At 67.8% G+C, this 22,146-nt stretch carries 18 protein-coding genes; 11 read left to right on the top strand and 7 right to left on the bottom strand.

The genetic code is table 11. The features are described from left to right. The first annotated feature begins 5 nt into the window (after positions 1-5). From BCO18175_RS21445 to BCO18175_RS21410, 8 genes are all read left to right on the top strand, one after another. Positions 6-3,545, top strand: a complete 3,540-nt coding sequence (locus tag BCO18175_RS21445) for an ABC transporter ATP-binding protein/permease (RefSeq protein WP_174983801.1) — start codon at positions 6-8, stop codon at positions 3,543-3,545. Between the two features lie 563 nt (positions 3,546-4,108). Continuing rightward, positions 4,109-4,861, top strand: a complete 753-nt coding sequence (gene glnH / locus BCO18175_RS21440) for a glutamine ABC transporter substrate-binding protein GlnH (RefSeq protein WP_174983799.1) — start codon at positions 4,109-4,111, stop codon at positions 4,859-4,861. A 66-nt stretch (positions 4,862-4,927) separates the two neighbouring features. Further along, positions 4,928-5,584 carry a glutamine ABC transporter permease GlnP gene (gene glnP / locus BCO18175_RS21435; protein ID WP_011355557.1) on the top strand — a complete coding sequence of 219 codons (657 nt, stop codon included), beginning with the start codon at positions 4,928-4,930 and terminating at the stop codon, positions 5,582-5,584. Beyond that, a complete protein-coding gene (gene glnQ / locus BCO18175_RS21430; protein WP_011355556.1) occupies positions 5,581-6,309 on the top strand; it encodes a glutamine ABC transporter ATP-binding protein GlnQ in 729 nt (242 codons plus the stop codon). The genes glnP and glnQ overlap by 4 nt, the downstream gene beginning before the upstream one ends. A gap of 20 nt (positions 6,310-6,329) precedes the next feature. After that, complete coding sequence (locus tag BCO18175_RS21425; RefSeq protein WP_174983797.1) at positions 6,330-7,379, top strand: C45 family autoproteolytic acyltransferase/hydolase; 1,050 nt, start codon at positions 6,330-6,332, stop codon at positions 7,377-7,379. Positions 7,380-7,394: 15 nt separating this feature from the next. Next, positions 7,395-8,729, top strand: coding sequence for an aspartate aminotransferase family protein (locus tag BCO18175_RS21420; protein ID WP_174969318.1), 1,335 nt, complete (start codon positions 7,395-7,397; stop codon positions 8,727-8,729). 32 nt (positions 8,730-8,761) lie between these two features. After that, positions 8,762-9,316: a carboxymuconolactone decarboxylase family protein gene (locus BCO18175_RS21415; protein ID WP_174956526.1), complete on the top strand. Its 555-nt coding sequence runs from the start codon at positions 8,762-8,764 to the stop codon at positions 9,314-9,316. Positions 9,317-9,477: 161 nt separating this feature from the next. Beyond that, positions 9,478-10,239, top strand: a complete 762-nt coding sequence (locus BCO18175_RS21410; protein ID WP_174983796.1) for an extensin — start codon at positions 9,478-9,480, stop codon at positions 10,237-10,239. Between the two features lie 95 nt (positions 10,240-10,334). Here the strand turns inward: BCO18175_RS21410 and ahpF are convergent, their stop codons facing one another. The 3 genes from ahpF to BCO18175_RS21395 all read right to left on the bottom strand — a co-directional run bounded on the left by ahpF (position 10,335) and on the right by BCO18175_RS21395 (position 14,136). After that, positions 10,335-11,933 (bottom strand): alkyl hydroperoxide reductase subunit F, encoded by a 1,599-nt coding sequence (gene ahpF / locus BCO18175_RS21405; RefSeq protein ID WP_174983794.1) that lies wholly within the window; start codon positions 11,931-11,933, stop codon positions 10,335-10,337. Between the two features lie 128 nt (positions 11,934-12,061). Further along, positions 12,062-12,625, bottom strand: a complete 564-nt coding sequence (ahpC, locus tag BCO18175_RS21400; protein ID WP_128842101.1) for an alkyl hydroperoxide reductase subunit C — start codon at positions 12,623-12,625, stop codon at positions 12,062-12,064. 614 nt (positions 12,626-13,239) lie between these two features. Beyond that, entirely contained in the window at positions 13,240-14,136 is an 897-nt protein-coding gene (locus tag BCO18175_RS21395; protein WP_174983792.1) for a LysR substrate-binding domain-containing protein, read from the bottom strand. A gap of 177 nt (positions 14,137-14,313) precedes the next feature. On the opposite strand from BCO18175_RS21395, the gene BCO18175_RS21390 reads away from it, so the two are divergent. From BCO18175_RS21390 to BCO18175_RS21380, 3 genes are read left to right on the top strand one after another with little or no spacing between them, the layout of a single operon-like run. Further along, a complete protein-coding gene (locus BCO18175_RS21390; RefSeq protein WP_174983790.1) occupies positions 14,314-15,480 on the top strand; it encodes a branched-chain amino acid ABC transporter substrate-binding protein in 1,167 nt (388 codons plus the stop codon). A gap of 34 nt (positions 15,481-15,514) precedes the next feature. After that, complete coding sequence (locus BCO18175_RS21385; protein WP_174969325.1) at positions 15,515-16,039, top strand: L-2-amino-thiazoline-4-carboxylic acid hydrolase; 525 nt, start codon at positions 15,515-15,517, stop codon at positions 16,037-16,039. Next, on the top strand, positions 16,032-17,297 hold the full coding sequence (locus BCO18175_RS21380) for a Zn-dependent hydrolase (protein ID WP_174983788.1): 1,266 nt from the start codon (positions 16,032-16,034) through the stop codon (positions 17,295-17,297). The genes BCO18175_RS21385 and BCO18175_RS21380 overlap by 8 nt, the downstream gene beginning before the upstream one ends. A gap of 87 nt (positions 17,298-17,384) precedes the next feature. On the opposite strand, the gene BCO18175_RS21375 is transcribed toward BCO18175_RS21380, so the two are convergent. The 4 genes from BCO18175_RS21375 to glmS all read right to left on the bottom strand — a co-directional run bounded on the left by BCO18175_RS21375 (position 17,385) and on the right by glmS (position 22,083). After that, the gene (locus BCO18175_RS21375; RefSeq protein ID WP_174983786.1) at positions 17,385-17,864 is read right to left on the bottom strand and encodes a GNAT family N-acetyltransferase; all 480 of its coding nucleotides are present in this window, start codon (positions 17,862-17,864) and stop codon (positions 17,385-17,387) included. Between the two features lie 33 nt (positions 17,865-17,897). After that, positions 17,898-18,734 (bottom strand): cytochrome c, encoded by an 837-nt coding sequence (locus BCO18175_RS21370; protein WP_174983784.1) that lies wholly within the window; start codon positions 18,732-18,734, stop codon positions 17,898-17,900. Positions 18,735-18,988: 254 nt separating this feature from the next. Beyond that, positions 18,989-20,245, bottom strand: coding sequence for a hypothetical protein (locus tag BCO18175_RS21365; protein ID WP_174984021.1), 1,257 nt, complete (start codon positions 20,243-20,245; stop codon positions 18,989-18,991). An 8-nt stretch (positions 20,246-20,253) separates the two neighbouring features. After that, a complete protein-coding gene (gene glmS, locus BCO18175_RS21360; RefSeq protein WP_174983782.1) occupies positions 20,254-22,083 on the bottom strand; it encodes a glutamine--fructose-6-phosphate transaminase (isomerizing) in 1,830 nt (609 codons plus the stop codon). Positions 22,084-22,146: the final 63 nt, after the last annotated feature.

Here is a 22,146-nt window from a genome sequence, read left to right as displayed (position 1 = left end):
GCTTCATGTATTTCGACCGACGACTATGGGCAATGATGGCGGGACTGCGCTGGCGGGTCGCCGCGGCCGTCGCGCTCGGGCTGCTCGCGATGGGTGTCGGGATCCTGCGCTTCGTCTTTCTCGGCCGCGTGCTGGCGCTGGTTTTTTCCGGCGCGCCGGCGCGCAGCATCGGCGAAGCCGTCGTTGCAACGGCAGCTTGCGTACTGTTGCGCGCGTGGCTCGATCATCGCCGCACGGTGCTCGCGCAGCACACGGCCGGGCGCGTGCAGGCCACGCTGCGTGCGCGGCTGTTCGACCGGATCGCGGCGCTCGGCCCCGCCTGGTTCAGCGGCGAACGCACGGGCGGCGTGATGCTGGCCGTCGTCGACGGCGTCGAGCAACTGCAGACCTTTTTCGGCACCTACCTGCCGCAGCTCGTGATTGCCGCCTGCGCGCCGGTGATGATCTTCGCGGTGCTCGCGTGGTGGGACGTGCCGACGGCAGCGATCCTGCTGGTCGCGGCGCTCGTCACGCTCGCGCTGCCGCAGTTCGTGCATCGCGCCGACAAGCGCGCGGCGCTCGCGCGCTCCGCAGCGTTCAAGGCGTTCGGCGAGGAGTTTCTCGACGCGGTGCAAGGGCTGCCGACGCTGAAGGCGTTCGGGCAAAGCACGGCATTCGGCGCGAAGCTGGCCGCGAAGGCGCGCGCGCTGTCCGACAGCACGTTCTGGGTGCTTGCGCTCGGCCTGCTGACGCGGCTCTTCACCGATCTCGGCACCGGTCTCGGTGCGGCTGCCGCGATCGCGGTCGGCGCGTGGCGCGTGCGGCACGGCGACATGAGCCTCGAGGCGCTGCTGATCGTGCTGATGGCCGGCAGCGAAATCTTCCGGCCGCTGCGCGACCTGCGTTCCGTCTTGCATCAGGGGATGATCGGCCAGTCGGCGGCGAATGCGATCCACGCGCTGCTCGACGCGGATGGCCAAGCGCCTTCCACCGATGCGTCGCGCGTCACGGGTCTGCGGCCGGAGATCGCGTTCGACGCCGTCAGCTTCGCGTATCCGGGGCGCCGTGCGGACGCGCATGCGGCACTGAGCTTCTCGGTGCGCGAAGGCGAGACGGTGGCGATCGTCGGGCCGAGCGGCGCGGGCAAGTCGACCATCGTGCGCCTGCTGCTGCGCCAGCACGATGCGCAGGGCGGCGCGATCCGCATCGGCGGCCACGACGTGCGCACGCTCGATGCCGGCCAGGTGCGCGAGATGATCGCGGTCGTCGCGCAGGATGCGACGCTGTTCGACGGCAGCGTGGCCGACAACCTGCGGCTCGGCCGCCCCGACGCGAGCGACGCGGACATGATCGCCGCCGCGCGCGCCGCCAACGCGCACGATTTCATCTCTGCGCTGCCCGACGGCTACGCGACGCGCATCGGCGAACGCGGGCTCATGCTGTCGGGCGGCCAGCGCCAGCGCCTCGCGATTGCCCGCGCGCTGCTGCGCGATGCGCCGATCCTGCTGCTCGACGAGGCGTTGTCGTCGGTCGACGCGGAGAACGAAGCGCTGATCCAGCAGGCGCTCGACCGGCTCACGCGCGGGCGGACCACGCTCGTGCTCGCGCACCGGCTGTCCAGCGTGATCGGCGCCGACCGCATCCTGGTGCTCGACCAGGGGCAGGTGGTCGACGAGGGCACGCACGCGGCGCTGATCGCGCGCGATGGCCCGTATCGCCGGCTGATGGGGCCGCAACTGGAAGCGGTTGCCGAATCGGTCGGCACGGCAGCGACGGCCGGCGCGACCGCGCGCGCGTCGTCGGGCCCGCAGGTGCGGCCGCTGAACGACGATGCGGCGGAGATCGGCTGGCCGGAAACCCTGCAGACGCTGCTGCGCTTCGTGCGTCCGTGGACGGGCAAGGTCGTGCTGACGGTGCTGTTCGGGATCGGCCGCGTGCTCGCGTTCATCGGCGTCGGCGTGATCGGCGCGCTGGTGGTCGGTGCGGTACCGGGCGGCCATGTGAGCCCGACGCTCGTCACCGCGCTGCTCGTGATCGCGCCGGTGGCGGCCGTGCTGCACTGGCTCGAATCGTGGCTCGCGCACGACATGGCGTACCGGCTGCTCGCGGAAATGCGCATCGCGCTGTTTGCGACGCTCGAACGCCTTGCGCCGGCCGGGCTGCTGCGCCGCCGTTCCGGCGATCTCGTGTCGCTCGCGACGCAGGACGTCGAGACCGTCGAGTATTTCTATGCGCACACGCTGGCGCCCGCGTTCGTCGCGGTGCTCGTGCCGGCCGCCGTGCTGGTGCTGCTCGCATCGGTCGCGTGGCCGCTCGCGCTCGTGCTGCTGCCGTTCCTGTTGTGGGCCGGGCTCGCACCGGTGCTGGCGCGGCGCGATGTCGACCGGCTTGGCACCGGCGCGCGCGAAGCGCTCGGCCAGCTCGGCGCACATCTGACCGAAACGATCCAGGGGCTCGCGGAGCTGACCGCGTTCCAGGCCGTCGCGCGCCGGCGTGCAGCGTTCGTGGCCGAAGTCGATGCGTACCGGAAGCAACGCGCGAAGCTGCTCGACGACCTGTCGGCGCAGAGCGCCGCGCTGGAAATCGCGAGCGGGCTCGGCGGGTTGGTGGTCGCGGCGCTCGGCGCGCTGCTGTGCGCGCGCGGCTGGTTTCCGCGCGAGTCGTTGCCGCTGCTGGTGCTGGTGGCAGTGGCCGCTTTCATGCCGGTGGCCGAAATCGGCCAGGTCGCGCGCCAGCTCGCCGACACGATCGCGTCGACGCGCCGCTTGCGCGCGCTGGAGAAGGAGCCGGTGCCGGTGACGGACGGCACGCACGCGATGCCTGCCGATCCGGCGGTGCGTTTCGAGGCCACGTCCTTCACGTATCCGGGCCGCAGCGTGCCCGCGATCGACCGCGTGAGCTTCGAGGTGTCGCCCGGCAGCACGGTCGCGCTGGTCGGTGCGTCGGGTGCCGGCAAGTCGACGGTCGCGAGCCTGCTGCTGCGTTTCTGGGATCCGCAGCAGGGCCGCGTGACGCTCGGCGGCGTCGACCTGCGCGACCTGCGCCTCGACGACCTGCGGCAGCACATCGCGCTGGTTGCGCAGGATACCTACCTGTTCAACGACACGCTCGAAGCGAACATCCGGCTCGCCGCGAACGATGCGTCCGACGCGGACGTGCGGCGCGCGATCGACCATGCGGCGCTCGGCGACTTCGTCGCGCGGCTGCCGGACGGGCTCGCGACACGCGTCGGCGAGCGCGGCGTGCAGCTGTCGGGCGGCCAGCGCCAGCGTGTCGCGATTGCGCGCGCGTTCCTGAAGGATGCGCCGGTGCTGATCCTCGACGAAGCGACGTCCCATCTGGACACGATCAGCGAGCAGCAGATCCGCGCGGCGCTGGAAGACCTGATGACGCAGCGCACGTCGATCATCATCGCGCACCGGCTGTCGACCGTGCGCAATGCGGACCTGATCCTCGTGATGGAGCACGGCGGCGTGATCGAGGCCGGGCGGCATGCGGACCTGATCGCGCGGCAGGGCGCGTATGCGCGGCTCGTGTCGCATCAGGCGAGCGGGGTGGCAGCGTAAGCGATGCTGCATCGGCGCGCGGCCGGCCGGCCGCGCGCATTCCGCAACATGCGTTGAACCGCGCCGGCGGTTGCCGGCATCGCGGGGGCAGCCGCCCCGGCACGACGCCGCGCGTCGAAGCGCCGACGAACCACGCTGACAGACGGGCTGACAGACGGGCTGACAAACCGGCTGGCAAGCGCGCGGGCGGCAGCGTTCGGCGCCGAGCGGTTGCGCGGCCATTCTCCTCTCGCGCGTGATGCCCGGGACGGCAAGCCAGCCCCGTCCAGACCAGCCACCGCCAACTGCTCTCAGACGCCGCCATCGGTACCCGCGGCGCCTTCCGGCCCGGGCCGCTGCGCCCCGGGCCGCACGCCCTTTCCTCCGATTTATCCGCCCCGCGCGCCCCGGGTTTGTCTCGATGCATTTACCCGTTGCGGACTTTTTTGTTGTCGTAGTATCGCCATTGACAACACTTGTTGCACTAAGGTCTAATTCGACATCGCATGTTGCGGTGCGGCTTGATGTCGTCGTTCCGCCGGCCGCCTGGCCGGTCACATCGCTCAATCATGCGGAGAGAAACCATGAGTCGCCGTTCCTTCCTGAAAGCCGTCGCGGTCGTTGCCGCGCTCGGCGCAAGCCTCGCGCACGCGGATACCAAGACGCTCGTCGTCGGGACCGACACGTCGTTCATGCCGTTCGAGTTCAAGCAGGGCGACAAGTACGTCGGCTTCGATCTCGACCTGTGGGCGGAGATCGCGAAGGACCAGGGCTGGAAATATTCGATCCAGCCGATGGATTTTGCGGGCCTGATCCCGGCGCTGCAGACGCAGAACATCGACGTCGCGCTGTCCGGGATGACGATCAAGGAGGAGCGCAAGAAAGCGATCGACTTCTCCGCGCCGTACTACGACAGCGGCCTTGCGGCGATGGTGCAGACCGACAACACGACGATCAAGTCGATCGACGACCTGAACGGCAAGGTGATCGCCGCGAAAACGGGCACCGCGACGATCGACTGGATCAAGGCGCACCTGAAGCCGAAGGAAATCCGCCAGTTCCCGAATATCGACCAGGCCTACCTCGCGCTCGAAGCCGGCCGGGTCGACGCGGCGATGCACGACACGCCGAACGTGCTGTTCTTCGTGAACAACGAGGGCAAGGGCAAGGTGAAGGTCGCGGGCCAGCCGGTCAGCGGCGACAAGTACGGGATCGGTTTCCCGAAGGGCAGCCCGCTCGTGCCGAAGGTCAACGCATCGCTCGTGAAGATCCGGGCCGATGGCCGCTACGCGCAGATCTACAAGAAGTGGTTCGGTGCCGAACCGCCGAAGATGTGAGCGTGACGCCGCAACAGCGCGCGGCCGGGTGGCCGCGCCGGTCTTGAATCGAACGGGGAGCGACAAGTGAATTTCGATTGGTCGGCGATCTGGGCGGCGTTGCCGGACCTGATGGACGGGGTCCGGTTGACGGTGTTCATCGCATTTTTCGGGCTGGTGGGCGGCTTCATCGTCGGGATGATCGCGGGCATGTTCCGCGCATACGGACCGAAGGCGATGAACGTGCTTGCGCAGGTTTATATTGAATTGATTCGCGGCACGCCGATCGTCGTGCAGGTGATGTTCCTGTATTTCGCGCTGCCGCTGCTCGCGCATATCCGTATCGACGGCCTGACGGCCGCGATCATCGCGATCACGGTGAATTCCGGCGCGTATCTCGCGGAAGTGGTGCGCGGCGCACTGCTGTCGATCCCGAAGGGGCTGACGGAAGCGGGGCTCGCGATGGGCTTGTCGATGCCGCGCGTGCTGCTGAAGGTGGTCGGGCCGCTCGCGTTCCGGCGCCTGATTCCGCCGCTCGGCAACCAGTGCATCGTGAGCCTGAAGGACACGTCGCTGTTCATCGTGATCGGCGTCGGCGAACTGACGCGCAAGGGGCAGGAAATCATCGCGGGCAATTTCCAGGCGGTCGAGATCTGGACTGCCGTGGCTGTCATCTACCTGTTGCTGACCGGCGCCATGACGTTGACGCTGCGGCTCGTCGAAAAGCGCATGAGGATCCTATGAGCATGATCGAGTTCCAGAACGTGTCGAAGAGCTTCGGCCACGTGCCGGTGCTGAAGCATATCGACCTGAAGATCGACGCGGGCGAGGTGGTCGTCGTGATCGGCCCGTCCGGTTCGGGCAAGTCGACGATGTTGCGCTGTATCAACGCGCTCGAGAAAATCACCGGCGGCGAGCTGCTCGTCGACGGCCAGAGCGTGCGCGGCAATGCGACGACGATTCGCAACATCCGGCTCGAAGCCGGCATGGTGTTCCAGCAGTTCAACCTGTTTCCGCAGATGACCGCGCTCGAGAACGTGATGTTCGGGCCCATCCAGGTGCGCGGCGCATCGCGTGCCGACGCACGCGACCAGGCGATGGCGCTGCTCGACAAGGTCGGCCTCGAATCGCGCGCGAATCATTTTCCGTCGGAGCTGTCGGGCGGCCAGCAGCAGCGCGTCGCGATTGCGCGCGCGCTCGCGATCCGGCCGCGGCTGATGCTGTTCGACGAGCCGACCTCGGCGCTCGATCCGGAATTGCGCCACGAAGTGCTGAAAGTGATGCAGGATCTCGCTACCGAAGGGATGACGATGATCGTCGTCACGCACGAGATCGGCTTTGCGAAACGGGTCGGCACGCGCCTGCTGTTCATGGATCAGGGCGGGATTGCCGAGGACGGCCATCCGGTCGACCTGATCGACCGGCCGCCGACCCCGCGCCTGAAGGAATTCCTGAAACACGTGTCCTGAACGAAACCGAACCATCCGACATGCCGCTTTCCCTTTCTCCCGTCATCGCCGGCGCGCCGTTCGACATCGGCGTGCGCCTCGGCGAGCTCGCCCGCCCCGTGTTCGATGAATACATGCAGCAGAGCAGCGCGTGGCAGGCCGTGCGCCGCTGGCGCGGCCATCCGTTCGTCGCTGCGCTGCGGCAGGCCGCGCTGGCCGCGTATCCCGATCTCGTCGCGGAGCTGGACGGGATCGCGGCCGGTGTCGGCTGGCCGGCCGAGGACATCTTTCTGTGGAACTGCCGCGGCGAGCTGATCCACAACGCACCGGACGGCTGCACGACGCTTGCCGCGCGCGACGCCGACGGCACGCGCTGGATCGCGCACAACGAGGACGGCGATCCGTTCCTGCGTGAGCGCTGCCTGCTCGTCGACGTGCAGCCGGCCGGCAAGCCGGGCTTCATCAGCTTCTACTACCCCGGTTCGCTGCCGGGCCATACCTTCGCCGCGAACCGCGCGGGCATCGCGCAGGCGATCAACAACCTGCGGATCCGCACGCCGGCAGCGGGCGTGCCGCGCATGATCCTCGCGCGCGCCGTGCTCGACGCGACGTCGCTCGACGCGGCGGCCGACGTGCTGCGCGGTCACGCGCGCGCCAGCGGCTTCCATCACACGCTGGGCGCGACCGGCGATGCGCGGCTGCTGAGCATCGAGGCGAGTGTCGCGCGCTGTTCGGTGAGCGACGTCGCGCGGCTCACGGGGCATGCGAACCATCTCGTGCATCCCGGCTGCGACGCGGAAGCGCAGATCGTCACGCAATCGTCGGCCGACCGCCAGCGCCGCGTCGACGCGCTGACGCCCGGGATCGACGCGATCGACGAAGCCGCGCTGCGGCGCGTGCTCGGCGATCGTGCGCCGGAAGGGCTGCCGATCTACCGCGACGATCCGGCCGACCCCGACGACGAGAACACGCTGGCCACGGCCGTGTTCGCGATCGGTGCGGCATCGATCGATTTCACCATTCACCAACAAGGCACGCCGCGTTTCGCGACGCGCATCGTGCCGTCCGGACGCGCGCACGACGCATCCTGATCCATGAGGCAACGCATGACGACCGTTTTCCATCGCGCTCCGCGCGCCACCTTGCCCGTCGCCGTCGCTGGCGACGGCATCGAGATCATCGACTCGACCGGCAAACGCTATATCGACGCGTGCGGCGGCGCGGCCGTTTCGTGTCTCGGCCACAGTAACCAGCGCGTGATCGACGCGATCAAGCGGCAGGCGCAGCAACTGGCGTACGCGCATACGTCGTTCTTCACGACCGACGTCGCCGAGGAACTGGCAGACCGGCTCGTCGACGCTGCGCCGGCCGGCCTCGAACACGTGTATTTCGTGTCGGGCGGCTCCGAGGCGGTCGAGGCCGCGCTGAAGCTCGCGCGGCAGTATTTCGTCGAGAAGGGCGAGCCGCAGCGCCGCCATTTCATCGCGAGGCGCCAGAGTTATCACGGCAACACGCTCGGCGCGCTCGCGATCGGCGGCAATGCGTGGCGGCGCGAGCCGTTCCTGCCGCTGCTGATCGAGGCGCACCACGTGAGCCCGTGCTTCGCGTACCGCGACCAGCAGGCGGGTGAAACCGACGAAGCGTATGCGCAGCGCCTCGCGGACGAACTCGAGCAGAAGATCGTCGAACTCGGCGCGGACACCGTCGCGGCGTTCGTCGCGGAGACGGTGGTGGGCGCAACGGCCGGCGCGGTGCCGCCGGTGCGCACGTACCTGAAGAAGATTCGCGCGGTGTGCGACAAGTACGGCGTGCTGCTGATCCTCGACGAGATCATGTCGGGGATGGGCCGCACGGGCTACCTGTATGCGTGCGATGAAGACGGCGTCGCGCCCGACCTGCTGACGATCGCGAAAGGGCTCGGCGCGGGCTACCAGCCGATCGGCGCGACGCTCGTCAGCGACCGCATCTACCGGACGATCGTTGACGGCTCGGGTTTCTTCCAGCACGGCCATACGTATTTGGGACACGCAACCGCATGCGCGGCCGCGCTCGAAGTGCAGCGCGTGATCGCCGAGGAGAAGCTGCTCGACAACGTGAAGGCACGTGGCGAGCAACTGCGCGCGTCGCTGCGCGAGCACTATGGCGCGCATCCGCATATCGGCGACGTGCGCGGCCGCGGATTGTTCGTTGGCGTCGAACTCGTGCGCGATCGCGACAGCAAGGCGACGTTCGATCCCGCGCTGAAGCTGCATGCGGCGGTCAAGCGCGAAGCGATGCAGCGCGGCCTGATGGTGTATCCGATGGGCGGGACGATCGACGGCGTTCACGGCGATCACATCCTGGTCGCGCCGCCTTTCATCTGCACCGCGCAGCAGATCGATACGATCGTCGAGCGGCTGTCGGGCGCGATCGGCGCGGCGCTCGCGTCGGCCGGCGCGTGATTGCATTCATCGAATCCTATTCGGACATCGCCATGACCAACAGATTGCCTCCGTTCGATCCCGCATCGGCCACCGATGAGCAGAAGGCCGTGCTGGCCGACATTCTCAGCGGCCCGCGCGGCAACCTGAACGGGCCGTTTCTCGGCTGGATCGCGAGCCCCGAGCTCGCTCAGCACGCGCAGAAGCTCGGCGCGTTCTGCCGCTATCGCACGGGCCTGCCGCTGCGCCTGTCGGAACTCGCGATTCTCGTGACCGCCGCGCGCTGGCGCTCGCAGGCCGAGTGGCACATTCACCATCCGATCGCACTCGATGCGGGTGTGCCGGCCGCAACGGCCGACGCGATCCGGCGCGGCGTCGCGCCCGCATTCGAGTCGGACGACGATGCGCTGATCCATGCGTTCGCGAGCGAGCTGTACGACACGCGGCGCGTGAGCGACGCAACGTTCGCGCAGGCCGAAGCGCGCTTCGGCCACGAAACCGTCGTGAATCTCGTTGCATTGCTCGGCTACTACGCGCTCGTCGCGATGACGCTGAACACGTTCGGCATGCGCGCGGAAGGGCAGACGGAATTGCCGTTTCCGGAGTGATGCCCACACGGTGATCGTGCCGGAGCAGAGGAGGCGATACGTCTGATGAACGTGTTGCCGACCTGTTCCCGGCACAATGCAACCAAATGTATTCATGCGGGATCGACGGCCGATGGCCGCGTATGATGGCTTGTTCACGTCGACATGATCGGTGAACAAGCATGACGAGTACCCGCAAGACCTTGATGATCGCCGGTGGGCTCCTGGTAGCCGCGGCCGGCACTGCCTACGTGATGCTCCTGCGCGCGGACCACCGCGCGATCGAAGATGCCGGCATCGGCGATTCGGCCGCGCCTGTTGTCGCGGCGCCCGCGAACAACGATCACGCTGTGCAGGGCGCCATCGCGCCGCCAGCCCCGACGGCCCACGCCGATACGGCATCGAAGCAGGCAGCCGTTCCGCCGCCTCCATCCGCACCCACCCCGGCAGTACCCACACCTGCACCCGCGCGTGTCAGCGCCGCACCCGCATCCGTCCCCGCCGTTCCCGTCGTCAGCGAGAAAGCGCAGCCGAGCGCACCGCCGCCGAAGGTCAACGTCGTGACCGTCGATGCACAGGATTCGACCCCGCCGGCCGCAGCGCCTGCCGCGAAACCGACCCAGCCTGCCGCGCCGGCGCAAGTCACGCAACGCGCGCCGCGCAAGCGCGACGGCCTCGAGCGCCACGCGGCCGCGGCGCCTGCGGCAACGAAATCCGAGACGCCGGAGACGGCGGCGCTCGTCAGGGAATCGGCGAAGCTCGACCCGTCGTTGCCTGCGCCGTCGATGTCGTCGAGCAGCGGTTCGTACCGGCAGGGCAACTCGTCAGCGGGTGCGAATCCGGTTGCTGCCGCGATGACCGAGCAACTGGTCCGGGAGTCGAGCAGTTTGAAGTCGCCGCCGTCAGCGGCGCCCGCGAACGGCGGCCCGAGCACGACCAAGTAACCGCGATCGCTTCCGGAATAAAAAGGGCCCCGCACGCCGACCAAAGCATGCGGGGCCAAGAGAGACAAATTGTTGTGCCGATGGGCTGACGCGTGTTACGCGGCGACTGCTTCCTCGGCCTGCGGTTGTGCGGAAACAACCGGTGCAACGTCCTGCCGGATCAGGTGGTCGAATGCGCCGAGCGATGCCTTCGCGCCTTCACCCACGGCGATCACGATCTGCTTGAACGGCACCGTCGTCACGTCGCCGGCCGCGAACACGCCCGGTATCGACGTCGCACCGCGCGCATCGACGACGATCTCGCCGTGCTTCGACAGTTCGACCGTGCCTTTCAGCCATTCGGTGTTCGGCACGAGGCCGATCTGCACGAATACGCCTTCCAGATCGATGCGTTGCGTGTCGCCCGAGCGCAGATCCTTGTAGACGAGCCCGTTCAGCTTGCTGCCGTCGCCGGTCAGCTCGGTCGTTTGCGCCTGCGTGACGATCGTCACGTTCGGCAGGCTGCGCAGCTTGCGCTGCAGCACTTCGTCCGCGCGCAGTTGCGCGCCGTATTCGATCAGCGTGACGGCCTTCACGATGCCGGCGAGGTCGATTGCGGCCTCAACGCCCGAGTTGCCGCCGCCGACCACCGCGACGCGCTTGCCCTTGAACAGCGGGCCGTCGCAGTGCGGGCAGTACGCGACACCGCGGTTGCGGTATTCGCGCTCGCCCGGCACGTTGATTTCACGCCAGCGCGCGCCGGTCGCGAGGACGATCGTCTTCGCCTTCAGCACCGCGCCGTTTGCGAGGCGGATCTGGTGCACATCGCCCGGAATCAGCGCATCGGCGCGCTGCACGTCCATGATGTCGACGTCGTACTGCTTCACGTGCTGTTCGAGCGCGGTCGCGAACTTCGGCCCTTCGGTTTCCTGCACCGATACGAAGTTCTCGATCGCCATCGTGTCGAGCACCTGGCCGCCGAAACGCTCGGCGACGACGCCCGTCGCAATGCCCTTGCGCGCCGAGTAGATCGCCGCCGCCGCGCCTGCCGGGCCGCCGCCGACGATCAGCGTGTCGTACACCGGCTTGTTCTCGAGCGACTTCGCGGCACGTGCGCTGGCACCCGTATCGATTTTCGCGAGGATTTCCTTCACGCTGCTGCGGCCCTGGCCGAACGACGCGCCGTTCAGGAACATCGTCGGCACGGCCATGATCTGGCGCGACTCGACTTCGCTCTGGAACAGTGCGCCGTCGATCGCGACGTGCCGGATGCGCGGGTTGATCAGCGACATCACGTTCAACGCCTGCACGACTTCCGGGCAGTTCTGGCACGACAGCGAGAAATACGTTTCGAACGCGTAGTCGCCGTCGAGCGCGCGGATCTGTTCGATCACGTCGTCATCGAGCTTGATCGGGTGGCCGCCCGTCTGCAGCAGCGCGAGCACGAGCGACGTGAATTCATGGCCCATCGGGATGCCGGCGAAGCGGATGCCGGCCGGCTTGCCGGGTTCGCCAATCGAGAACGACGGCTTGCGCTCGGCGTCGTCGCGGCGTTCGGTCACGGTCACGCGATCCGTCAGCGACGCAATCTCGTTCAGCAGCGCCAGCAGTTCCTGCGATTTCGCGCTGTCGTCGAGCGAGGCGACGAGTTCGATCGGGCGCGTGATCTTTTCGAGGTACGCTTTCAGTTGGTTCTTGAGATTGGCGTCGAGCATGGCGTTTCGGATTCCGTATTAATGATTCTGGTCGGGCACGTCGTGCCGGAGGAGGGCGCGGGCCGCATGCCGCGGCGGCCCGTCATCGGGTGTCTCGCGCGCCTCGTGCGAGGCGCGCGGCGCGATCGTCAGATCTTGCCGATCAGGTCGAGCGACGGGGTCAGCGTTTCCGCACCCGGCGTCCACTTGGCCGGGCACACTTCACCCGGGTGCGCCGCGATGTACTGAGCAGCCTGCACCTTGCGCAGCAGTTCGCTTGCGTCACGGCCGATGCCGTTGTCGTGGATTTCGCACAGCTTGATCTCGCCTTCCGGGTTGATCACGAACGTGCCGCGCAGGGCCATCCCTTCTTCCTCGATCAGCACGTCGAAGTTGCGCGACAGCGTGAGCGTCGGGTCGCCGATCATCGGGTACTTGATCTTGCCGATCGTGTCCGACGTGTCGTGCCATGCCTTGTGCGTGAAGTGCGTGTCGGTCGACACGCCGTAGATTTCGACACCCAGCTTCTGGAATTCCGCGTAACGGTCGGCGAGGTCGCCCAGCTCGGTCGGGCAGACGAACGTGAAGTCGGCCGGGTAGAACACGACGACGGACCACTTGCCCTTGAAGTTCTCTTCCGAGACGGGCACGAAATCGCCATTGTGGTAAGCGGTTGCCTTGAACGGCTTGATTTGGGTGTTGATGATCGGCATCTTGCGAGTTCCTTTGCAGTGGTGTTGATGAAGTGTTCCCAGTATCCGGGTTCACCCTGAGTTTGTGAAATTGCTTGTTTCAATCCGGGGCATCGGGAATTTCTATCTGCTTCCGGCCCTTGATTGGGTGCGGCGTGCGGGGGGAAGGTAATTGACGCGTGGGTGTATGGACGAGCGGTAGCCGGGCGGAGATGCGGCGAGACGAATTGCATCGAAAGTCAAAAGCAGCGGGTGGAGCGACTCGAGGCGGCGCCGAAGGTTGTTCGGGGCGCGCGTTCACCACTCCGAGCGCAAGTCTTCCTGGTCGACGGCGTTGCGCCCTTTCCGGAGGCCGAACACATTGTCAGCAAGTGTCCGGTTCCGCGGCGCGATGTAGGCGTCGATCGCGTCCCGGATGATCTCGGCGGAGGAACTGTTCTAGTGCGCGGCGATGCGGGTCAACGCCGCATGCTGGTCATCTGATAGATCGACCGGAATTTTGTTCATTGCAACCTCCGTGACGGGACACGGCCATCGTGGCGATCCGGTCGGCCAAGTGCAAGTACGCGGCACGTCCGATGCGAATGCGGCTTCCCGATTCGACCGGCTGTCGGAGCGACGGCGTCCCGCTCAGCTCAAATCCCCGCCATCTTCCTCAACCACGCTGCCAGCCGCCTGGCCCCGTCCGGCATGTCCGCGTCCTCGCGCGTGCACAGGTAGTAATCGCGCCCGTCGTCGAGCGCGTGATCGAACAGCTTCACAAGCTCGCCATTCGCCAGCTCGCGCTCGACCAGCGGCGCGCGCAGCAATGCCGCGCCGAGATCCGCGCGCGCGGCGCTCAGCGTGAGCTGGCCGTCCTCGAACATCGGCCCCACCGCATGCGACACATGCTTCACGCCCGCGCCCTGCAGCCAGTTGACCCACGTGCTGCGATCCTCGTCGTGTACGAGCGGCGCACGAGAGAGATCCGTCGGCGTGCGAAACGGCCCGTGACGCTTCAGGAACGACGGGCTGCACATCGGCACCATCGCGCCCGGCAGCAGCCGCTCGCAGCGGTAGCCGGGCCAGTCGCCGGTGCCGAAGCGGATCGACAGGTCCGACGCATCGCTGCGGTAGTTGCGGTGATGCGCATACAGGACCGTCACGTCGACGTCCGTGTTGTCCGCCAGGAACGCGTGCAGCCGTGGAATGAACCAGCCGATGCCGAGGAGCGGAATCAGGCTGACGGTGATCTGCCGCAGCGACGAGCGGTCGCGCACGAAGCGCGTCGCGCTGCGCAGCACCGAGAACGCGGCGCTGATCGAGCGGTAGTAGTCGCGGCCTTCGTCGGTGAGCGCGAGCAGCCGGCCCTCGCGCACCGTCAGCGGCGTCTGGATGAACGCTTCGAGCAGCTGCAGCTGATGGCTGACCGCCGACGGCGTGATGTCGAGCTCGCCCGCGGCCGCGGTGACCGACCCGAGACGCGCGAACGCTTCGAACGCACGCACTGCGCGCAGCGGCGGATCGTGTGGTAATTGTTCGATATTTTTCATGTATCGAATTTTATCGAAAAGTCAGGGTAAGCGACAACATGAAAATATCCTGTATTTACAGTGCTGTAGGTTAATGTGTCGGGAACGGCATAAGCATCCAACAATTGGGTATTTGGGGTTTGGGTGCTGAATATTTAATATTTTTCATGTTTTGATCCGATTCGCCGATCCCCGCACATGAAAATCGCATTCCTTCCCGCCAGCCTCGCATTCTCCGCAGCCGCCCTGGTCGCCTCCGTTCCCGCGTTCGCGCAATCGGCGCCGCAGACAATCCTGATCGGTCTCGCCGCGCCGCTCACCGGCCCGTCCGCGCGGATCGGCAAGGACCTGCAGAACGGCGCGCAACTCGCGATCGACGACGCGAACGCGAAGCATCCGACCATCGGCGGCAAGCCGGTCGTCTACAAGCTCGTCGCGGCCGATGACCAGTCCGATCCGCGCACGGCCGTCGCGGTCGCGCAGCAGCTCGTCGACCAGCACGTGATCGGCGTCGTCGGCCACTGGAATACGGGCTGCAGCGTGCCGGCGTCGCGCGTCTACCGCGATGCAGGCATCCCGCAGATCGCGCCGGCATCCACCGGCCATCAGTACACGCAGCAGGGCTATGCGACGGCCTTCCGCATCATGGGGCACGACGATGCGGGCGGCAATTTCACCGGCGCGTATGCGGTGAAGACGCTGAAGGCGAAGCGCATCGCGGTGATCGACGATCGCACGTCGTTCGGCTCGGGGCTGGCCGACCAGTTCATCAAGGGCGTGCAGGCGAACGGCGGCACGATCGTCGATCGCCAGTACGTGAACGACAAGACGACCGACTTCAGCGGCGTGCTGACCGCGATCAAGGGCAAGCGCGCGGATCTCGTGTTCTTCGGCGGCCTCGATGCACAGGCCGCGCCGATCTCGCGCCGGATGCGCCAGCTCGGCGTGAACGCACCGCTGCTCGGCGCGGGCGGCTTCGTGAGCCAGACCTTCCTGTCGCTCGCGGGCAAGGACGGCGACGGCGTGACGGCGCTTGAACCGGGCTTGCCGCTCGATCGGATGCCGGGCGGCAAGGCGTTCGACACGCAATACCGGGCACGCTTTCGCGCGCCGATCGAACTGCATGCGCCGTTCGCGTACGACGCGGCCGCCACGCTGATCGCGGCCGCGCAGAAGGCCGGCACGACGCAGCCGGCGAAGCTGGTCGCGGCGGTGCGTGCGATCGACCGGCCCGGCGTGACGGGGCGGGTCGCGTTCGACGCCGAAGGCAACCTGAAGGACCCGGCCTTCACGATCTACCAGGTGCGCGGCGGCAAGTGGACCGTCGTCGACGTGCTCGGCGGCTCGCGTACCGCGACCAAGTAAACGACACAGCATTAAAAAAACCAAGACGATCCCCATGACCGAAGCGACCCAGACATCCGCCGCCGCACCCGAGGACACGCGCCTCGGGATCCTCGCGCGGCGCCGCATCGAAGCGGAAATCATCAAGCCGATCTACGAGATCATGAAGCGCGAGTTCGGCGCCGAGCGCGCGCAGGCCGTGATCGCGGAAGCCGTGCGCGGCGCGGCGGTCGACGCCGGCCGCACGTTTGCCGCGCAGGAGCCTGGCGGCACGAGCGTGAAGTCGTTCATCGCGCTGCAGGTGCTGTGGGAGAAGGACGATGCGCTCGACGTCGAGGTACAGCGCGCGGACGACACGCACTACGACTACGACGTGCATCGCTGCAGCTACGCGGAGATGTATCACGCGATGGGGCTCGGCGAGATCGGGCACCTGCTGAGCTGCGCGCGCGACAGCTATTTCATCCAGGGCTATGCGCCGGACATCGCGCTCACGCGCACGAGCACGATCATGCAGGGCGGCAAGCGCTGCGATTTCCGCTACGCACGGCAAGCCGCGCCGGAGAACGGCGATGCGTGACGACAACACGCTTGCTGAAAGCCTGAGCGCGCCGCGCGTCGATGGCGACCGCCTGTGGGCGTCGCTCGACCGGATGGCGCAGATCGGCGCGACGCCGAAGGGCGGCGTGTGCCGCCTCGCGCTGACCGATCTCGATCGCGAGTCGCGCGACCTGTTCGTGCAATGGGCGCAAGACGCCGGCTGCACGGTGCGCGTGGACCAGATGGGCAACGTGTTCGCGCGCCGCACGGGGCGCAATCCCGACGCCGCACCGGTCATGACGGGCTCGCACGCCGATTCGCAGCCGACGGGCGGCCGCTACGACGGCATCTACGGTGTGCTCGGCGGGCTCGAGGTCGTGCGCGCGCTGAACGACGCGGGCATCGAGACCGAGCGCCCGATCGACGTCGTGATCTGGACCAACGAGGAAGGCTCGCGCTTCGCGCCGGCGATGGTGTCGGCCGGCGTGTTCTCGGGCGTCTATACGCTCGAATACGGGCTGTCGCGCGCCGACGGCACGGGCAGGACGATCGGCGAGGAACTGGCGCGGATCGGCTACGCGGGTAACGAGCCCGTCGGCGGCTATCCGGTGCATGCGGCGTACGAGCTGCATATCGAACAGGGCGCGATTCTCGAACGGGCCGGCACGACGATCGGCGTCGTGACGGCCGGGCAGGGGCAGCGCTGGTACGAGGTGACGCTCACCGGTGTCGACGCGCACGCGGGCACGACGCCGATGGAATTCCGCCGCGATGCGCTGGTTGGCGCTGCGCGGATGATCTCGTTCGTCGAAGTGCTCGGCCGCCGTTACGCGCCGTACGCGCGTGCAACGGTCGGGATGATCGAGGCGCGGCCGAACTCGCGTAATACCGTGCCCGGTGGTTGCTTCTTCACGGTTGAATTCCGTCATCCCGACGACGCGGTGCTCGACGAACTGGACGCGGCGCTGCGTGCGGAGCTTGCACGCGTGGCCGACGAAACGGGCCTCGGCGCGCAGATCGAGCAGATTTTCACGTATGCGCCGATCCCGTTCGCGCCGCGCTGCATCGACACGGTGCGTGATGCGGCACAGGCGCTCGGGCTGTCGCACATGGATATCGTGTCCGGTGCGGGCCATGACGCGTGCTATGTCGCGCGCGTCGCGCCGACGGGGATGATCTTCGTGCCGTGCGTCGACGGGCTGAGCCACAACGAGGCCGAAGCGATTACGCCCGAGTGGGCGGCGGCGGGCGCCGACGTGCTGTTGCGCGCGGTGCTGCAAAGCGCGCGGGAACGCTGAGCCTGAGTGTGACGGCGGCGGTCCGGCGGGAAGGAGTTCGCCGGGCCGCGCCGGGTTCCGCCTCGCGACGCGAACGCGCAGGTCGCGTCAGGCCGCCGGCGAACGTCGATCGATATATCGCCGCATCACATAGAATGCCATATCGGTGCGCCCGGGCATCGTTATCGTCGCGTCATCGGCTGCGAAGCCGAGCTTTTCATAAAACCGGTACGCGGTTTCGCGTGCCGTGCACCACACGAGCGCGGCGCCATGTTCTTCTGCGTGCCGCACGCAGACCTGCACCAGCACACGCCCGAAGCCCATGCCACGCACGGCAGGGTGGACGGCCATTCCGCGAAGCCGCCATGCCGGTCGCGCAGGATCGTCTTCGCGCACCTCCTCGCAGAGCGATGCAACGGCGACGATGCCCGACGCGGCGCGTACGCCGACGTGCAGGGTCGTCGGCGCTTGGTCGCCGGCCAGCGCGCTCGCGTCCAGATCGCCATTCAGCAGGATCATCGCCCGGAGTGGGTGCGTCTGCGCGGCGTCGATCGATTCGATGGTGAACAGCGTGTCGCCTGACGTCATCAACGTTCCTTGAATATTCGATTCAGCCGCGCGTTACCGGCCGGCTTTGCGCCGCGCCATATAAGCGAGATACGCGACGATCTGGTCGAGTTCGCGGTCGCTCAGCTGATCGGGCGGAAACGCCGGCATGCTGCGGCCCGGCCAGTCGCGCACCGATGCCGGGTTGCGGATATAGCGGCGCAGCGCGGCGGGCTGGAAGTAGTCGACCGGATTCATCGGCGCGTTCAGGTCGGGGCCGGCATGGCTGCTGCCCGCACCGTCGATGCGGTGGCACGCGAGGCATTGCGTGACGAACAGGCGCTGGCCCGCGCGAGCCGGGGCGTCCGCGGGCAGCGCGGCATCGACGGCCAGTGACGGCCAGCGTGCGAGCGGTGACGATTCGATCGTGACGCGCACGATCTGGTACGGCCACTGCTCGCCGCGCACCGACGACGCATCCGGCCCGAGCCAGACCAGATAGAACGGCCCGGCGCTGACTTTCTTGCCGGGCAGGTTCGGCCACGGATGCGCCGGATCCTCGATCGCGAGCCACGGGATGGCGCCGGCCGGCGTGCGGCGGCGCACGAGATCCATCGGCAGTTGCGCGGCGAAGCCGTCGGCCGCGCGGGTTTCGAGCACACCGTCTGCCGGTAGCGGCGTGTCGCCGAGCAGCGCGGCGAACGGCACTGCGCGGAACGTCATCGGCCGGCCGTACGCGATGTCGCGCGGCACGTGGATGTCGGTGGCATCGGGGCGCGCGAGCAGCGTTTGCCGGGTGAGGGCGCGGGCCGTGCCGTCCGTCTCGAGCTCAAGCGCGGACTGGGCCGACGCGCGTTGTCCGATCAGGCAAACCGTCAGCAGCAAAAGCGAAAACCACTGGCGCTTCAGCATTCTTTCTCCGGGAGGGGCGTTCCGGCGGCGACAGGAGGAGCAGGCCGCGGCCGATGGAAGGGATCGGGCGACAGTCTATCCGGTACGCGCCGCGCTGGCGACTGCGGCGCGGGAAGGGGGCGGCGATGATCGGCCGGATTGGCCGCTGCGTGCCTGGCGACAGGGTTCAGGAAGGTTGGGGCACGGCGCGGGCCCGACGGGACGAGCGTATACGGGCCCACTGCGTTCACGGCGATCGCGCTACAGGGCCGCCGTCAATGACTCGAACAACGCACTTCGCTCGTTGCCAACGGCGTTTCATGCTCCGGTTCGAAATCGGCTTCGCGCGTGCCCGATGGCGTCAGCGACACGAAATGCATGGCGTTGCCGCGCGTCGGGAACCCGGCAATACCGGTCGAGCCCCACGGAATCGGCGCACGCTGCACGCCGCTCACTGAAATGTCCGCCGGCCCGAGCGCGAGCGTCAGCAGCCGCCCGTCGCGGATCGGCACGTACGCATGCGTGCCCGACACCCCGATGCCGGATTCGCGCACCGACGCCGGCAGGCAGTCGAGCGTCGCCGTGCGGCGGCCGTCCGGCGCGATCAGCATCGCGACGCCGCGATCGTCCGCCGTCGTCGTGACGACGATGAAGCGGTCGATCTCCGGCACATAAGCCGACGAGTACACGTAGTACTGGATCGCGTCGTTCAGCGCCCCCAGCTTGTCCAGCTTCGCGGTGACCGGGTCGAACATCGCGTATTCGAGCGTCGCGTCCGTGCTGCCTTCGATGAATTTCTGCCATACGAGCAGCGCGTTGTGCGGCGAGCCCGCGACGACGGGCCACCACTCGCGGCGGTGCGGCGCGACCGCGACATGGTTCAGCACGCGCCCGGCCGCGTCGTAGGTTTTCACGTAGACGCCGTTGCCGGTACCGAGGTTGTCGACGCCGCCGCCGTCGATCCAGTCGGTGGAATAGAACACGACGAAGCGGTCGGCCGCCGTGGCGACATGCCCCGAGTGGCCGCCCGATTCGACGTCGTTCGGGTAGGGCTTGATCGGCTTCAGGTCGCGACGGTACACGCCGTAGCGCTGGCTGACCTCCTGCGGCGCGTTCCAGCCGTCCTCGAACGTGACGAAGATGTCGCCGCGCGCGTTCTGCGCGATCGACACGGGCTCCTGCGCCTCGGGGCGGCTGATGAACGGATAGACGCGCAGCAGGTGCGGCTTGCCGGGCAGCCATTCGCCGACGTACACGTCATGCGGCCAGTTGCCGTTGCGCATCGCGCCGCGCGGCACGATGCCCGAGCTGCTGAAGAACACCCAGCGCTTGCCGTTGCCGGCGTCGGCCACGCCGATGCCGTGCATGAAGCTGCGCGGATCGGTGGCCGGGTGGGGCGGCGGGGTGTCCTGCACGGTCACCGTATGCACGGACGGCGTGGCGGCGAAGGCCGGTGGCGGCACCGCGACGATGCCGCATGCGCCGCACAGCGCGGCCGCGACGCACCGCGCGACCGCCCGCGCCGGGCGCATTCGCCCCGTCATTCGACGGTCACCGATTTCGCGAGATTGCGCGGCTTGTCGACGTCGGCGCCGCGCGCGCAGCCGACGTGATACGCGAGCAGCTGCAGCGGGATCACGTTGACGATCGGCGACAGCAGGTCGCCCGATTCGCGCACGCGGATCAGGTGCGTGTCGCGGTCGGCGTCGATCCCGAGCTGATCGCCGGCCAGCACGTAGAGCCGCCCGCCACGCGCGCGCACTTCGGCCATGTTGGATTTCAGCTTCTGGAACAGGCGGTCGTCCGGCGCGATCGTGACGACCGGCATCGCGCTCGTGACGAGTGCAAGCGGGCCGTGCTTCAGTTCGCCGGCCGCATAGCCTTCCGCGTGGATGTACGACACCTCCTTGAGCTTCAGCGCGCCTTCCATCGCGATCGGGAAGTGAATGCCGCGCCCGAGGAACAGCGCGTTCTCGGTGTGCGCGAACTTCGCGGCCCAGCCCATGATCTGCGTTTCGAGCGCGAGCGCGAGCGCGTGGCCGATGCGCTCGGGCAGCGCGTGCAGCTGCTTCAGGTGCAGCGCGACCTGCTTCGCGTCGAGCCGGCCGCGCAGCTGCGCGAGCGTCAGCGTCAGCACGAACAGCGCGACGAGCTGCGTCGTGAACGCCTTGGTCGACGCGACGCCGAGCTCGATGCCGGCCCGTGTCAGGAACCGCAGCGGCGCGTTGCGCGCGATCGTGCTGGTCGCCACGTTGCAGATCGCCATCGACAGTTCCTGGCCCATGTCGCGTGCCCGTTCGATCGCGCCGATCGTGTCGGCCGTCTCGCCCGATTGCGAAATGCCGACGACGAGCGTGCGCGGATCGGCCACCGTATCGCGGTAGCGGAATTCGCTGGCGATCTCGACCTGGGCGGGCACGCCCGCGATGGCCTCCAGCCAGTATTTCGCGGTCAGGCCCGCGTAGTAGCTGGTGCCGCAGCCGAGCAGCAGCACGCTCCTGACTCTCGACAGCAGCGCGCGCGTGCCGTCGGTCGCGTCGAACAGCGCCGGCGAGATCGTGTCGATGCCGTCGAGCGTGCTGTCGATCGCCTTCGGCTGCTCGAAGATTTCCTTCTGCATGAAGTGCTGGTACGGGCCGAGTGCGGCGTCGCCTTCGCGCGCCTTCACCTGGCACAGCGGGCGCTGGGCGTCGTACCCGCCCGAGTCGACCACGGCGATGCGGTCCGGCGTGATCAGCGCGACGTCGCCGTCTTCCAGGTAGACGAAGCGGTCGGTCAGGTCGCCGAGCGCCGCGCAGTCCGACGCGAGGTAGTTCTGATCTGCGCCGATGCCGATCACGAGCGGCGAGCCCGCGCGCGCGGCGACAAGGCGCTGCGGCTCGCGCGCGCTCAGTACCGCGATCGCATACGCGCCGTGCAGCCGCTTGACGGCGCGCACGACCGCGTCGAACAGGTCGTCGCGATAGAGGCTGTGGATCAGGTGCGCGATTACCTCGGTATCGGTCTGGCCGCGAAACGTATAGCCGCGCTCCCGCAGCTCCACGCGCAGCGTGTCGTGGTTTTCGATGATGCCGTTGTGCACGACCGCGATCGTGTCGCCGGACATGATCGGATGCGCGTTCATTTCCGACGGCGCGCCGTGGGTCGCCCAGCGCGTATGCGCGATGCAGGTCTGCGCTTCGAGGCCCAACGTCAGCACGCGGGCCTGCAAGTCGGTCACGCGCCGCAGCGTACGTTCGCTGCGCAGGCGGCCTTCATCCTGCACGGCGATGCCGCACGAATCGTAGCCGCGATATTCGAGCCGGCTCAGTGCATTGACCAGTTGCGGCACCTGATTGTTCAGGCCGCTTGCTCCGACGATTCCGCACATGATTCACCTCGTCCACAAAAGGTTGCCGCGCTGCCGGCCAGGCACGGCAGTACGGTGTCAGCG

This window comes from Burkholderia lata, assembly GCF_902499335.1.
GTDB lineage: Bacteria > Pseudomonadota > Gammaproteobacteria > Burkholderiales > Burkholderiaceae > Burkholderia > Burkholderia lata_B.
This window is presented reverse-complemented; position numbering and strand designations above follow the sequence as displayed.